The sequence below is a fragment of the Micromonospora sp. NPDC002389 genome, assembly GCF_040296095.1.
In the GTDB taxonomy this organism is placed as follows: Bacteria; Actinomycetota; Actinomycetes; order Mycobacteriales; family Micromonosporaceae; genus Micromonospora.
The window spans coordinates 108,209-122,351 of record NZ_JBEOWP010000003.1; the positions used below are offsets into that span (position 1 = coordinate 108,209).

Annotated in this window: 12 protein-coding genes; 9 read left to right on the forward strand and 3 right to left on the reverse strand. The window is 71.8% G+C overall.

Translation table 11 applies throughout. From position 1 onward, the window contains the following. Positions 1-118 precede the first annotated feature (118 nt). On the reverse strand, positions 119-1,534 hold the full coding sequence (locus ABT008_RS06650; protein ID WP_350694252.1) for a DHA2 family efflux MFS transporter permease subunit: 1,416 nt from the start codon (positions 1,532-1,534) through the stop codon (positions 119-121). Between the two features lie 59 nt (positions 1,535-1,593). Between ABT008_RS06650 and ABT008_RS06655 the strand changes: the two genes are divergently transcribed. Then, on the forward strand, positions 1,594-2,232 hold the full coding sequence (locus ABT008_RS06655) for a TetR/AcrR family transcriptional regulator (protein WP_350694253.1): 639 nt from the start codon (positions 1,594-1,596) through the stop codon (positions 2,230-2,232). 678 nt (positions 2,233-2,910) lie between these two features. Beyond that, positions 2,911-3,108: a CsbD family protein gene (locus ABT008_RS06660; RefSeq protein ID WP_350694255.1), complete on the forward strand. Its 198-nt coding sequence runs from the start codon at positions 2,911-2,913 to the stop codon at positions 3,106-3,108. A 103-nt stretch (positions 3,109-3,211) separates the two neighbouring features. On the opposite strand, the gene ABT008_RS06665 is transcribed toward ABT008_RS06660, so the two are convergent. Beyond that, a complete protein-coding gene (locus ABT008_RS06665) occupies positions 3,212-4,621 on the reverse strand; it encodes a KamA family radical SAM protein (protein WP_502890362.1) in 1,410 nt (469 codons plus the stop codon). 173 nt (positions 4,622-4,794) lie between these two features. On the opposite strand from ABT008_RS06665, the gene kdd reads away from it, so the two are divergent. From kdd to ABT008_RS06695, 6 genes are read left to right on the forward strand one after another with little or no spacing between them, the layout of a single operon-like run. Next, a complete protein-coding gene (gene kdd / locus ABT008_RS06670) occupies positions 4,795-5,850 on the forward strand; it encodes an L-erythro-3,5-diaminohexanoate dehydrogenase (RefSeq protein WP_350694257.1) in 1,056 nt (351 codons plus the stop codon). Between the two features lie 10 nt (positions 5,851-5,860). After that, positions 5,861-7,423 (forward strand): amidohydrolase, encoded by a 1,563-nt coding sequence (locus ABT008_RS06675; RefSeq protein WP_502890371.1) that lies wholly within the window; start codon positions 5,861-5,863, stop codon positions 7,421-7,423. A gap of 5 nt (positions 7,424-7,428) precedes the next feature. Then, on the forward strand, positions 7,429-9,000 hold the full coding sequence (gene kamD, locus ABT008_RS06680) for a lysine 5,6-aminomutase subunit alpha (protein ID WP_350694922.1): 1,572 nt from the start codon (positions 7,429-7,431) through the stop codon (positions 8,998-9,000). Beyond that, on the forward strand, positions 8,997-9,758 hold the full coding sequence (gene kamE / locus ABT008_RS06685; RefSeq protein ID WP_350694260.1) for a lysine 5,6-aminomutase subunit beta: 762 nt from the start codon (positions 8,997-8,999) through the stop codon (positions 9,756-9,758). Before kamD ends, kamE begins: the two co-directional genes overlap by 4 nt. Continuing rightward, positions 9,755-10,147, forward strand: a complete 393-nt coding sequence (gene kal, locus ABT008_RS06690) for a 3-aminobutyryl-CoA ammonia lyase (RefSeq protein ID WP_350694262.1) — start codon at positions 9,755-9,757, stop codon at positions 10,145-10,147. The genes kamE and kal overlap by 4 nt, the downstream gene beginning before the upstream one ends. After that, positions 10,144-11,475 carry a glutamate mutase L gene (locus ABT008_RS06695; protein ID WP_350694263.1) on the forward strand — a complete coding sequence of 444 codons (1,332 nt, stop codon included), beginning with the start codon at positions 10,144-10,146 and terminating at the stop codon, positions 11,473-11,475. Before kal ends, ABT008_RS06695 begins: the two co-directional genes overlap by 4 nt. A 408-nt stretch (positions 11,476-11,883) precedes the next feature. Here ABT008_RS06695 and ABT008_RS06700 read toward each other — a convergent pair whose 3' ends face one another. Then, positions 11,884-12,465 carry a helix-turn-helix domain-containing protein gene (locus ABT008_RS06700; RefSeq protein ID WP_350694265.1) on the reverse strand — a complete coding sequence of 194 codons (582 nt, stop codon included), beginning with the start codon at positions 12,463-12,465 and terminating at the stop codon, positions 11,884-11,886. Positions 12,466-12,539: 74 nt separating this feature from the next. Between ABT008_RS06700 and ABT008_RS06705 the strand changes: the two genes are divergently transcribed. Next, positions 12,540-14,117 carry an FAD-dependent oxidoreductase gene (locus ABT008_RS06705; RefSeq protein WP_350694266.1) on the forward strand — a complete coding sequence of 526 codons (1,578 nt, stop codon included), beginning with the start codon at positions 12,540-12,542 and terminating at the stop codon, positions 14,115-14,117. Positions 14,118-14,143: the final 26 nt, after the last annotated feature.

The following is a 14,143-nucleotide window of genomic DNA, read 5'->3' on the forward strand; positions in this document are numbered from 1 at the left end:
CCGGCCGCCCCCCGCCGGGGGGGGGTGCTGCCTGTTGGCGGGCCCCCCCGCCCCCCCCCGCGCGGCGGCGTCCGCCCCCCCCCCGATTCCGCCCGTTCCGGCCGGGTCGCCAGGTTCCTCAGCGGACACCCACCGCCACCGGGACGTCGGGGGTCACGGTGGTCGGCCGCCCGGGCAGCAGGGCGCCGACGGCCAGCAGGAGGACGATCGCGGCGGCAAGGAACCAGTACACGCCGTGCAGACCGGTGAGCGGATCGCCTGCGGTGTCCAGGACGAACGCCACGACCGCGACGCCTACCGAGCCACCGAACTGGTTGAGCATGTACAGCACCGAACTGCCCTGCGGCACCAGTGGCGGCGGCAACGTGCGGTACAGCGCCCCCATCGCGGGTGGGCCGACGAATCCCAGCCCGACACCGATGGCCAGCCCGGCCAGGACGATCCAGACCTCGTGCGTACGTATGTCGACCCTGGTCAGCGCGAATGCCGGCAGGACGGCAAGGAATCCACCGGCCAGCGCGAGGTTGCGGGAACCGATGCGGTCGCTGACCCGTCCGGCCAGTGGCGCGGCGAGTGCGCCGCCGATACCGAGCGGGGCGACCAGCAACCCGGCCGCGAGCGCGCCGTGCCCGCCCGCCTGCTGGAAGTACAGCGGGAGGACGACCAGCGACGCGTACATCGTGACCCCGCTCAGCGCCATCACCGTGACGCTCGCCGCGAACCCACCTCTCGTGAACAACCGCAGGTCGACGAGAGGGTGATCGCGACGCAGCGCATGGACCACGTAGCCGCCCACCAACAGGACACCGGCGGTCAGCGGCACCAGTGCCGCCCAGGTGACGAAGTCGGCGCGGTCGGCTGCCTGGGAGAGCGTCAGGAGTAGACCGGCGAAGCCCGGGCCGAGCAGCATCACGCCGACGACGTCGAGTCGGGTCGCCGTGCCCTGCGGTGGGTCGGTGGGCATCACGGCGCGGGCGAGCGCGATCGCGAGCACGCCGACGGGCACGCTGAGCAGGAACATCCACTGCCAGCCGAGGCCCTGCACCACGACGCCGCCGAGCACCGGGCCGAGCACCGGGCCGAGCGAGAGCACTGCGGCCATCAGACCCATCACCCGTCCGGCGCGCCGCGGGCCGGCGGTGCGGGCGAGCAGGGTCAGCACGAGCGGGTCGAGGATCCCCGCGCCGACGCCCTGTAGCACCCGGAAGGCGATCAGGCTTCCCGCGTTCCAGGCCAGCCCGCAGGCGAGCGACGCGAGCACGAACAGGCCGAGACCGGCGAGCCACATGCGTCTCCCGCCGAACCGGTCACCGGCCCAACCGGTCACCGGGATGGTCACCGTGACGGCGAGCAGAAACCCGGTGGACACCCACCCGATCACGCCCAGTGAGGTGTCGAATTCCCTGGCCAGCCGGTCGATTCCGACGGCCACCATGGTGCTGTTGAGGATGCCCAGCGCTCCGCCGAGCAGGATCACTCCGACCAGCCGCCGCTGCGCGGCGTCCAGCCGATCATCCCCCGTCGTCATACTCATGAGGCTGTTCTACCAGACTCAGAAGTCTAGTTCGATAGCCGCGCGGGTATGCTCTCGACGTGAGTGGAGCCGTCGCGGCGCGTGGCCGCATCGACAAGCGGCAGGCGATCCTGGACGCGGCGTTCCTCGTGTTCGCCAGGGAGGGCTACGCCAGGGCCGGGGTGGACGTGATCGCGGCCGAGGCCGGCGTGGCCAAGGCGACGGTCTACAGCCACTTCGGTGACAAGGAGACGCTGCTGCGCGAGGCCATCGCCGCCTCCGCCGACCAGGCCCTGACCCAGAACCTCGCTGTCGTCGACCGGCTCACCGTACGCGGCGACGACCTGCGCGACACTCTGGAGGACGTGGGCTTCCGGCTGCTCCAGTGTTACTGCGCCGATCGATCCTGGGCCCTGCGCCGACTGCTCTCCGCCGAGATCAACCAGTTCCCCGACCTGCTCGACATCGTGCACTCCCGGGCGGCGGGCCGGGTCACCGAAGCCCTGGCCGACCGACTCGCCCGGCTGTCCGTCGCCGGTCACCTGCACACGCCGGATCCCGTGCTGGCCGCCGAACAGTTCGTCGCGCTGCTCACGGGCTCGATGGACGCACGGGCCGGCCTCGGCACCCGGCGGATTCCCCACGCCGAGCTGCGCGCCGTGTCGAGGGCGGCGGTGGACACCTTCCTCAAGGCGTTCGCGCCGACTCCGAGGCAGTAGACCGGGGGAGACCACCGGCCGTCGCGGCCTGTTCTCCGCCGGACGGTGCCGTTTGTGCCTGGGCAATGGCGCCTCCCGCGGCCGCCTACGCCTAACGGGTTCGGGCGCTGTCGAGCTGACGGCACGGACGGATCGGGCGACCGGCGGGTCCGTGCAATCCACGCAGGGTTTGCACATCGTGCAAACCCTGCGTTTTGTGCGGTCCTGGCGGCTCGTGAGGGGCCTGCTGCGGTGCCGAAGGCATCCCTGCTGTCCCCTGGTCTTCCTGTTGTCACTGGTCGTCCCTGCTGTCGCTTTCGTCGCTGCTCGGCGCGGTGCTGCGTCGTCGGCTGGCGCGGCGAGCGCGGGGCGGCCTGTCGTCCCCGACGCCGGTCCGCGCGGCGGGATGCTGGCCCGGGCCATCCACGACCCGGTGCAGGCACCGGGACAGGAGGTCCCAGCAGAGAAGGTCCGGCGACAGCAGGGACGGTTCAGCTCGACAGCGGCTCGCAGGGCAGGCAGGGAGCCCACCGAGGTGGGCGCGACCAGCGAAAATCATCACACCTAGCTTCCTAGGATGCCCTAGCGGATGTGCACGGCACCACCGCTTCGCGAACCGTTTCAGATCATCGGGTGAGGGGACACGACCGTGAGGAGCGCAGCGGATCGCTGCGCCGCCGAGGCAGGCAGGGAGGCGACATGAGCTTCACCGACAAGGCGAAGAACAAGGTCGAGGAACTGAGCGGCGCCGCCAAGGAGCGCGTCGGCGACATGACCGACAACGAGCGCATGCGTGCCGAGGGCGCCAGCGAGCGGTCCGAGGCCCGTACCCGTCAGGCCGGTGAGAAGGTCAAGGACGCCGGCCGCGACGCCAAGGACGCATTCACCAAGAAGTGACCGTACGTACGCCGAAGCGGGCCGCCGGATTGTTCCGGTGGCCCGCTTCGCGGCGTGGCGTGGGTCGGTGGAGGAGGTACCGACCGGGCTACGCCGGGTCCGGTCAGTCGTCGCGGTGGGTCTGCCACCACTGCTGGCCGGCCTCCGGCAGGGTGTCGATCGGGTCGTAGTACGCGTACCGCTTGTTGAGGGCCTCCAGGTCGGCGGACTCGATGGAGGTGCGGTAGTTCTTCGTCCAGTAGGAGATGCCGCGTTCGCGGTCGTACTCGGTGACCATGTGCACCCAGCGCTTGCCGACGAAGGGCACGTCGCAGACGATCCGGGGGGTGGCGTAGCCGGGCAGGTAGCCCATGATGTCGTGCTGGAGCTGCTGGGCGTGCCAGACCGGGACCCGCCAGTGCTCGGCGTTGGGGATCATGTCGCACATGTAGAAGTAGTACGGCAGGATGCCCGCCTCGCCCTGGAGCGCGAAGCAGAGGTCGAGCAGGTCGGTGGTGCTGGCGTTGACGCCGCGCATCAGCACGCCCTGGTTGCGCACGTCGCGTACGCCGACGTCGAGGGCGGTCTGGGTGGCCTTGGCGACCAGTGGGGTGAGCGACTGGGCGTGGTTGACGTGGGTGTGGATGGCCAGGTTGACGCCCCGTCGGGCGGCGGTGCGGGCGACCCGCTCCAGCCCCTCCACGACGTCGGGCTGCAACCAGTGCTGGGGCAGGCCCATGAGCGCCTTGGTGGCGAGCCGGATGTCGCGGATGGTCTCGATCTCCAGCAGGCGCATCAGGTACGACTCGAGGTTGCGCCACGGGACGTTGGCCACGTCGCCGCCGGAGACCACGACGTCGCGTACGCCGGGGTGGGCCTTGAGGTAGGTGATGTGGGCGTCGTACCGGTCGACGGGCTTGAGGGTGAGTTTGAGCTTGTCGACGGCGGGGGTGGAGTTGCCGACCAGGTCCATGCGGGTGCAGTGCCCGCAGTACTGGGGGCAGGTGGAGAGCAGTTCGGCGAGGACCTTGGTGGGGTAGCGGTGGGTGAGGCCCTCGGCGACCCACATGTCGTGTTCGTGCAGTGAGTCGCGGGTGGCGTACGGGTGGGAGGGCCAGTCGGTGCGGCGGTCCGAGGCGACGGGGATCATGTATCGCCGGATCGGGTCGGCCAGCAGCGTCTCGGTGGTGGGTGGGGCGTCCGGCACCATGGTGTTGATCATTTGGGGTGGTACGAGCATGGACATGGTGGCCAGGGCGCGTTGGTCGGCTTCGAGGTCGGCGTAGAAGTGCTCGTCGACGGTGTCGCCGAGCAGGGTGCGGAGTTGCTTGATGTTCTTGACGCAGTTGACGCGCTGCCACTGGGCGCTTTCCCACTGGTCGCGGGTGACGTGACGCCAGCCGGGGAAGCGGGTCCAGTCGGGTTCGACGAGGCGGTGGCGGCGGTATTCGTAGGGCTGGCCGGTCAGTGCGGTGGTGGGGGCCGGCTCGGGTGTTGCCGGGGTGGAGTGCACCGGCGGTTGGGTCTGGGTCACGGCCCCTCCTGCGGGTGTGTCGGTGGTCGTCCGACCTGGGTGTCGGTCGGTCCGGGTTCGTCAGCGGACCGAAGGTTACTGGAAAATATTCGGTACAGGAATTATTCTGCCGGAAGTTTTCCCGTCATGCGAGTTGATGTCGGGGCTTCGGGCGGTCGGACAGGGAGGTTGGCGTGACGTCACCAGTAGGTCTGCACCGGGTCGTGGAACCGGCGGGGGTGCTGCCGCAGGCGGCCTGGCGGTTGGACGCGCGGTCGGAGATCGGCCCGAACGAGGTGCGGATCTCGGTCGAGCGGCTGAACCTGGACGCGGCGAGTTTCCGCCAGCTGCGGGACAAGCACGGTGGTGACGGGGACGCGGTACGCGCCGAGGTGCTGGACATCATCGCGACGCGCGGCAAGATGCAGAACCCGGTGACCGGGTCGGGCGGGATGTTGATCGGCACGGTGGCGCAGGCGGGTCGGCGTTCGCCGTTGGGGTTCAAGGCCGGCGAGCGGGTGGCGACCCTGGTGTCGTTGACGCTGACGCCGCTGGTGATCACCGACGGGTTGGCGCGGTGGGACGGGCTCAGCGAGCAGGTGCCGTGTGAGGGGTGGGCGATCCTGTTCGCCCGGTCGATCGCGGCGGTGCTGCCGGAGGACCTTGATCCGCAGTTGTCGTTGGCGGTGCTGGACGTGTGTGGGGCTCCGGCGTTGACCGAGCGGGTGGTGCGGCGGTACGTGGCGGAGCGGCCGGCGGGCTTCGGGCCGGTCACCGTGGCGGTGGTCGGTGGTGCGGGCAAGAGCGGTTCGTTGTCGTTGGCGGCGGCGCGGCGGGCGGGTGCGGGTCGTACGGTCGGGGTGGTGCCGGTGGTCGCGGAGCGCGACGCGTTGGTGGCGGCGGGCCTGGCCGACGAGGTGGTGGTGGCCGACGCGCGGGATCCGGTGGGGTTGTCGGTGGCGGTGACGTCGGCGTTGGGGGTGCCGGCGGACGTGACGGTGGTCTGCGTGGACGTGCCGGGGTGTGAGCACGGTGCGGTGTTGGCGACCGCGGACGGTGGCACGGTGGTGTTCTTCTCGATGGCGACGAGTTTCGCGGCGGCGGCGTTGGGCGCGGAGGGTCTGGCGGCGGACGTGACGATGCTGGTGGGTAACGGGTACGTGCCGGGGCACGCGGAGTTGGCGTTGGGGCTGCTGCGTGACGTGCCGGGGGTGCGTGGGCTCTTCGAGGCCCGGCTGGCGGCAGACTGAGGTCATGACGATGAACCCCTCGACGTTGTATCGGGCCGGCGTGTTGCACTGCCCGGCGGATCCCTCCGCGACGGCCCTGTTGGTGCGGGACGGGCGGATCGTCTGGTTGGGGGCCGGGGCGGACGCGCCGGCTGCGGACCGGGTGGTGGATCTGGGTGGGGCGTTGGTGACGCCGGCGTTCGTGGACGCGCACGTGCACGTGAGTGACACCGGGTTGGCGTTGTCGGGGCTGGATCTGTCCGGGGTGCGCTCGGCGGAGGAGTTGCTGGCGGCGGTGGCGGCGTTCGCGGCGGGGTTGCCGGCGGACGCGGTGGTGTTGGGGCACGGGTGGGACGAGTCGACGTGGTCGGTGCCGGTGCCGCCGGATGCGGTGGAGGTGGATCGGGCGGCCGGTGGGCGGCGGGTGTACCTGTCGCAGGCGTCGATCCATTCGGCGCTGGTGTCGTCGGCGTTGTTGGCGGCGTGTCCGGAGGCGGTGGCGGCGCCGGGGTTCGACGCGTCGGGGTGGTTGCGGCGGGACGCGCATCACGTGGTGCGGGCGGTGGCGAGGGGGTCGGTGTCGCGGGCGCAGCGGGTGGCGGCGCAGCGGGTGGCGTTGCGGCATGCGGCGTCGTTGGGGATCGCGGCGGTGCACGAGTGCGGTGGGCCGGAGATCTCGGACGAGGAGGACTTCACGGGCCTGTTGGCGCTGTCGGGTGCGGGGGTGCCGGAGGTGTACGGGTACTGGGGTGAGTTGGGTGGTGCGGTGCGGGCGCGGGAGTTGGGTGCGGTGGGTGCGGGTGGGGATCTGTTCGCGGACGGGGCGTTGGGGTCGCGGACGGCGCACGTGTCGGCGGCGTACGTGGACGGGGAGGGGTGTGGTCACGGGTATCTGACGGCGGAGCAGGTTCGTGATCATTTGTTGGACTGTGCGGCGCAGGGGATGCAGGGCGGGTTCCATGCGATCGGGGATGCGGCGATCGCGACGGTGTTGGCGGGGTTCGCGGGGGCGGCGGAGAAGTTGGGGACGGAGCGGGTGCGTGCGGCGCGGCATCGGATCGAGCACGCGGAGATCGTGGATCGGCGGTTGATCGCGGGGTTCGTGGAGTTCGGGGTGGTGGCGTCGATGCAGCCGGCGTTCGACCGGTTGTGGGGTGGCGCGGGTCGGATGTACGAGGCGCGGTTGGGGTTGGCGCGGTCGTTGGCGTCGAATCCGATGGGGGCGATGCACGGGGTGGGGGTGGCGTTGGCGTTCGGGTCGGATTCGCCGGTGACGCCGTTGGATCCGTGGGGGTCGGTGCGGGCGGCGGTGGCGCATCACAACCCGGTGCAGCGGATGAGTGTGCGGGCGGCGTTCGCGGCGCATACGCGGGGTGGTTGGCGGGCGGTGCATCGGGACAGTGAGGGGGTGTTGGCGTTGGGGGCGCCGGCGACGTTCGCGGTGTGGTCGTCGCCGGCGGGGGTGGCGCGGGGGTTGCCGGTGTTGGAGGCCGAGGATCCGCAGGTGCGGGGGGTGCAGGATCCGACGCCGTTGCCGGTGTGCCGGGCGACGGTGTTGCGCGGTGAGGTGATCTACGAGGAAGGGTCGTCGTGACGCAGGTGAGTGGGTTCTCGGGCGGGAAGCTGGATCTGGATCCGGTGGTGGTGGCGCGGGCGCGGGAGTTGGCGCGGCGGGTCGGGCAGCCGGTGGTGGAGTTGGCGCGGGGGCACACCACGGTGTCGGTGGAGCGTGCGGTGTTGCGGTTGGCCGGGGTGGCGGGTGCCGATCCGGACGGTATTCCGTGGGTGAACCGGTTGGTGGATGCGGTGGTGGCGGATGTGGGGTTGGGGCACGGGGTGGCGGTGCCGGTGTTCGAGGCGTTGGCGCGCGAGGAGATCTCGGATGTGACGTTGCTGGCGCAGAAGGCGGCTGCGGGTGCGGTGCGGTTCGTGGTGCCGTCGGGGAAGTCGGCGTCGGTGGCGCGGCGGGCGGCGCGGCGGGCGGTGGCGGCGGGGGTGCGGCGTATCGATCGGCGTCGGGCGGAGCGGGATCGGTTGGTGCGGCGGTTCGGGGATCCGGTGCGGCGGCCGTGGGTGTATCTGATCGTGGCGACGGGGGACATCTACGAGGACATTCCGCAGGCGCAGGCGGCGGCGCGGGCGGGTGCGGATGTGATCGCGGTGATCCGGTCGACGGGGCAGTCGTTGTTGGACTACGTGCCGGAGGGGGCGACCCGGGAGGGGTTCGCGGGGACGTACGCGACGCAGGAGAACTTCCGGTTGATGCGGGCGGCGTTGGACGAGTCGTCGCGGGAGTTGGGCCGGTATGTGCGGTTGACGAATTACGCGTCGGGGTTGTGCATGCCGGAGATGGCGACGCTTGCGGGTCTGGAGCGGCTGGACATGATGCTCAACGATTCGATGTACGGGATTCTGTTCCGGGATATCAATCCGATCCGGACGTTCGTGGACCAGCGGTTCTCGCGGCAGGTGCACGCGCGGGCGGGGATCATCATCAACACCGGTGAGGACAACTACCTGACCACGGCGGATGCGGTGGACGAGGCGCACACGGTGACGGTGTCGCAGTTGCTGAACGAGTACTTCGCGCACGAGGCGGGGTTGGCGGACTGGCAGTTGGGGCTGGGGCACGCGTTCGAGATCAATCCGGAGGTGCCGGAGTCGTTCCGGTTGGAGTTGGCGCACGCGTTGTTGGCGCGGGAGTTGTTCCCGGATGCGCCGTTGAAGTGGATGCCGCCGACGAAGCACATGACCGGTGACGTGTTCCGGGGCAATCTGCTGGACGGGTTCTTCAACCTCGTGGGTGCCATGACGGGGCAGGGGATCCTGCTGGTGGGGATGATGACGGAGGCGGTGGTGACGCCGTGGTTGTCGGACCGGGACATCGCCCTGCAGAACGTGCGGTACGTGTTGGGTGCCGCCGGTGGGTTGCACGAGGACTTCGTGCCGGCGCCGGGTGGGTTCATCCAGCAGCGGGCGCACCACGTGCTGGGTGAGGCGGTGGCGTTGTTGGAGCGCATCGGTGAGCGGTCGTTGTTGACGGCGATCGCCGAGGGCACGTTCGGGATCATGAAGCGGCCGGCGGATCGGGGTAAGGGGCTGGAGGGGGTGGCGGCGCACGAGGCCGACTACTACAACCCGGCGACGGAGATCCTGGAGGCGGTGGCGTGAGCGGGGCGCAGGGTCCGGTGGTGCGGCCGTACGGGGACACCACGGGTGACGGCATGGTGCAGGTGTCGTTCACGTTGCCGGTGCCGCACGACAAGCGGGCCGAGGGTGCGGCGATCCAGTTGGCGAACCGGATGGGGATGGATCCGGCGCTGTTGGTGCACGCGAAGCAGATGGGTGACGGGTTCACGTTCTTCGTGGTGTACGGGCGGGTGAACCATCTGGTGGACCTGTCGGCGGTGCAGGTGGTGGAGCGGGACTTTCCGCTGCTGTCGGCCAAGGAGGTCAACGCGGTGGTGAAGCGGCGGTTGCGGCGGAAGTTGTCGGTGGTGGGGGCGTGTATCGGCACGGACGCGCACACGGTGGGCATCGACGCGATCCTGAACGTGAAGGGGATCGCGGGGGAGAAGGGCCTGGAGTACTACCGGGAGTTGTCGGTGACGAACCTGGGTGCGCAGGTGAGTGTGCCGGAGTTGGTGGAGGCGGCGCGGGCGGCGCGGGCGGATGCGGTGTTGGTGTCGCAGGTGGTGACGCAGCGGGACGCGCATCTGCACAACACGCGGGAGATGTCGGCGGCGTTCCGGGAGGCGATGCCGGCGGGGCGGCGGCCGTTGCTGATCGTGGGTGGGCCGCGGTTCGACGAGTCGCAGGCCGCCGAGTTGGGCGTGGATCGGATCTTCGGTCGCGGCACCACGCCGGGTGAGGTGGCGTCGTTTCTGGTGCACGCGTTGGTGACGGGTCGGAAGGTGGGGGCGGCATGACGGATCCTCGGGTGGGGTTGACGGTGACGCATCGGCGGTATGTGCCGTACGCGCACGCGCATTACGCGGGGAACCTGGTCGACGGGGCGTACGCGTTGGGGTTGTTCGGTGACGTGGCCACGGAGGTGTGTATCCGCACGGACGGGGACGAGGGGTTGTTCGCGTCGTACTCGGATGTGCAGTTCCGGGCGCCGATGAAGGCCGGTGACGTGCTGGAGGTGGTGGCGACGGTGACGCGGGTGGGTACCCGTAGCCGCACGTTGGACTTCGAGGCGCGGGTGGTGTGTCGGGGGCGGCCGGATCGGGGTGAGTCGGCGGCGGAGGTGTTGGAGGTGCCGGTGGTGGCGGTGTCGGCGACCGGCACGGTGGTCGTGCCCGCGCCGGTATGAGTGTCGCGGTCTGCGCCGACGTCGGGTCGACGTTCACGAAGGTGGCGGTGGTCGACCTGGCCGGCGGCGGGTTGGTCGCGGCGGCGTCGGTGCCGACGACGGTGGGTACGGACGTGGTGCACGGCTTGGACGCGGCGGTGGCGGCGGCCGGGGTGGGTGCGCGGCGGGAGGTGCCGTGGTTCGTGTGTTCGTCGGCCGGTGGTGGGCTGCGGTTGGCGGTGGTGGGGTACGAGCCGTTGGTGACCGCGCAGGCGGGCCGGCGGGTGGGGTTGTCGGCGGGGGCCGATGTGGTGCACGTGTCCGCCGGCCGGTTGGGGCGGGCGGAGCTGGCCGGGTTGCGGGCGGCGCGGCCGGACGTGGTGTTGCTGGTGGGTGGCACTGACGGTGGGGACGCCGAGACGCTGACCCACAACGCGACGCGGTTGGCGCGGGCGCGGTGGCGGGTGCCGGTGGTATTGGCGGGCAACGTCGACGTGCGCGAGGAGTTGGCGGCGGTGTTGGCCGGGGCGGGGGTGCCGGTGACGGTGGCCGACAACGTGTTGCCGCGTATCGGGGTGTTGTCGCCGGTGTCGGCGCGGTCGGCGATCCGGCAGGTGTTCCTGCGGCACGTGATCGGCGGTAAGCGGTTGTCGCGGGGGTCGCGGTTCGCGCGGCTGGTGCGGGCGGCGACGCCGGACGCGGTGCTGACCGGGGTGGAGGTGTTGGCGGAGGCGGCCGGTGGCGATCTGGTGGTGGTGGACGTGGGGGGTGCCACCACGGACGTGTACTCGGTGTTGACTCCGGACGAGCGGGCCGACGGGCCGGGTCGGGAGGTGGCCGGGGCGTTGTGGCGGGCGCGGACGGTGGAGGGGGATCTGGGGATGCGGTGGAGCGCGCCGGGGGTGGTGCGGGCCGCCGTGGAGGAGCGGCTGGTGGCCGACGGCGAGCGGGACGCGTTGGTGGCTGCGGCGGCGGTGCGGGCCGCCGATCCGGGTTTCCTGCCGGTGGACGCGGCGGGGCGGGTGTGGGACGGCCGGTTGGCGGCGTTGGCGGCGACGGTGGCGGTGCGGCGGCACGCCCGGGGTGTGGGGACCGGTGAGCGGGCCGGTCGGGACCTGCGGGACGTGCGGTTGCTGGTGGGTTCGGGTGGGGTGTTGCGGCATGCCCGCGACGGTGAGGTGACGCCGGTGTGGCAGGCGGTGTTGGGGGATCACGCGGGTGGGTGGGCGGTGCCGAGGGCGGCGCGGGCGGTGGTGGACTCGGACTACGTGTTGGCGGCGGCGGGGTTGTTGGCGGCGGAGCATCCGGGGGCGGCGCGGGCCCTGGTGGGGCCGCTGACCTCGGCGTGACCGGTGTCGGGTCGGTTTCGGACGGTGACGGTGAGCGCGACACGCCGTGCCGGTGCGGCGACTCGTCGGGGGTGGGTTGACAAGGCCGGGGGTGCGCCACGTACCGTCTTTGAGTCCTACCACGGGAAGCGGCTGTTGTTCGCTTCGTCCCTTCGTCCGCTGGCCGAGCGACGGTTTGTCGCGGCGGCCAGGTCCAGCGGGCGGGGGTCGGCGGGGCGGCGCGAACCGGCCGCGGTTACCGGTGTACGGGCAGGGTGGGGTGCACGGCCAGTAGACAACGGCCCGACGGGGACAGCCAGTCACCGTCCGGTCGGTCCGAAGGTCGGGGTGCCTCATTCCCGCCGCACCGGCTGGGAAGGGCCTGGGAGCATCGGGGCGCGGCGTATGCCGCGCCCCGATTTCGTGTGCTCAGTCGGCGGCGGGTCGGGCCCGCACGTGCAGTCGTTCGCCCTGCGGGCCGTAGAGGTTGAGGACTTCGGCGGGGGTCGGGTCGGGGTTGGCGACGGAGTGCGGCACCCGGGTGTCGAACTCGGCGACCTCTCCGGGGTGCAGGATCAGGTCGTTGTCGCCCAGGCGCAGCCGGATGCGGCCGGAGAGCACGTACAGCCATTCGTAGCCCTCGTGGGACGCCGGTTGCGGGTCGGTGGGGGTGTGCGGCGGCAGGATCTGCTTGAACGCCTGGACGCCGCCGGGGCGGCGGGTCAGCGGCAGGAACGTCATGCCGTGGCGGACGATCGGTCGGGGACGCACCCGGGGGTCGCCGACGGCGGGTGCGCCGACGAGTTCGTCCAGGGGCACCTGGTGGGCGCGGGCCAGCGGCAGGAGCAGTTCCAGGGTGGGGCGGCGGTGGCCGGATTCGAGTCGGGACAGGGTGCTGACGGAGATGCCGGTGGTGTCGGCGAGTTCGCTCAGGGTGGTGCCGCGGTGTTTGCGCAGGGCCCGGAGCCGGGGGCCGACCTCCGCGAGCACCGTCGCCTCGTCGTTTGCCATAACAGCAACATTACTTGTCGTTTCGACGGGTGGGGTGCAGCGTGGGTGCCGGAGCAGGTCACGAGGGGGTACGCATGGACGACGGATACGACGTGGTGGTGGTCGGCGGCGGCGCGGCCGGGCTGGCCGGGGCGCTGGCCCTGGCGCGGGCGCGCCGCTCGGTGCTGGTGGTGGACGCCGGAGCGCCCCGCAACGCCCCCGCCGACCGGGTGCACAACTATCTGGGTCGGGAGGGTACGCCGCCGGCGGAGTTGACGGCGACCGGTCGTGCCGAGGTCACCGGGCACGGAGGGCACGTCGTGGACGGGCGGGTCGAGGCGGTGACCCGCGACCGGGACGACTTCGTGGTGACCGTCGACGGCGACCGGCGGGTCCGGGCGCGGCGGCTGCTGGTCACCACCGGCCTGGTCGACGAGTTGCCGCCGGTGCCGGGGTTGGCGCAGCGGTGGGGCCGGGACGTGCTGCACTGCCCGTACTGCCACGGGTGGGAGGTGCGGGACCGGCGCATCGGGGTGTTGGCGACCGGGCCGCTGGCGGTGCACCAGGCGCTGCTGTGGCGGCAGTGGAGCCCGCACGTGCTGGTGCTGACGCACGAGGGGCCGACGCCGGACGCCGAGCAGGCCGAGCGGTTGGCCGCCCGCGACGTCGGGGTGGTGCCGGGTGAGGTGACGGGCGTGACGGTGACCGATGACCGGCTCACCGGAGTACGGCTGGCCTCCGGGGAGGTCGTGGCGCTGGACGCGCTGGTGGTGGCGACGGGGATGACCGCCCGGTCGGCGCTGCTGACCTCGCTCGGTCTGGTCCCGGAGGACGTGGAGATGTCCGGGCACGTGATCGGCCGGCGCATCGCGGCCGACGCGACCGGCGCCACCGCCGTGCCGGGGGTGTGGGTGGCCGGCAACGTCACCGACGTGGCCGCGCAGGTGATCCGGGCCGCCGGGGCGGGCCTGACGGCCGGGGCGGCGATCAACGCCGACCTGGTCGAGGAGGACACCCGGCGTGCCGTGGACGCGCGTCGCCGGCAGCGGGAGGAGATGTTCACCGAGGCGGCCTGGGAGGAGCGGTACCGGTCCCGGACGTCGATGTGGAGCGGCCGACCCAACCCGCAGCTCGTCGCCGAGGTGGCGGGCACCACGCCGGGCCGGGCGCTGGACGTGGGCAGCGGCGAGGGCGCCGACGCGGTGTGGCTGGCCGAACAGGGCTGGCAGGTGACCGGCGTGGACATCTCCGCGACCGCCTTGGAGCGGGCCGCCGGGCACGCGCGGGACGCCGGTGACCAGGTGGCCGCCCGCATCGAGTTCACGCACGCGGACCTGCTGAGCTGGTCGCCGCCGCCGGGCGCGTACGACCTGGTGTCGGCGCAGTTCATGCAGCTTCCGCCGGAAGCGCGGCGGGAGATGTTCGCGCGGCTGGCCGAGGCGGTGGCCCCGGGCGGGCGGCTGCTGATCGTCGGACACGATCCGGGTGACACGCACGTCGGCGGTCACCGCGCCCGCTACCCGGAGATGATGTTCACCGCCGAGCAGGTCGCCGCGGACCTGGACCCGCAGCGGTTCGAGGTGCTGGTGACGCAGAGCCGCCCCCGGTCGGCGGTGCACGACGGCCGGGACGTGGTCATTCACGACGCGGTGCTGGTGGCCCGTCGCCGCTGAGGCACCCCTCGCGGCCGCCGCAGCGG

Bases quoted from the DNA above. Each gene is read 5' to 3' on its own strand.
- ABT008_RS06705 (WP_350694266.1), top strand. From the start codon at position 12,540: ATGGACGACGGATACGACGTGGTGGTGGTCGGCGGCGGCGCGGCCGGG.
- ABT008_RS06660 (WP_350694255.1), top strand. From the start codon at position 2,911: ATGAGCTTCACCGACAAGGCGAAGAACAAGGTCGAGGAACTGAGCGGC.
- ABT008_RS06695 (WP_350694263.1), top strand. From the start codon at position 10,144: ATGAGTGTCGCGGTCTGCGCCGACGTCGGGTCGACGTTCACGAAGGTG.
- ABT008_RS06675 (WP_502890371.1), top strand. From the start codon at position 5,861: ATGAACCCCTCGACGTTGTATCGGGCCGGCGTGTTGCACTGCCCGGCG.
- ABT008_RS06650 (WP_350694252.1), bottom strand. From the start codon at position 1,534: ATGAGTATGACGACGGGGGATGATCGGCTGGACGCCGCGCAGCGGCGG.
- kal (WP_350694262.1), top strand. From the start codon at position 9,755: ATGACGGATCCTCGGGTGGGGTTGACGGTGACGCATCGGCGGTATGTG.
- ABT008_RS06700 (WP_350694265.1), bottom strand. From the start codon at position 12,465: ATGGCAAACGACGAGGCGACGGTGCTCGCGGAGGTCGGCCCCCGGCTC.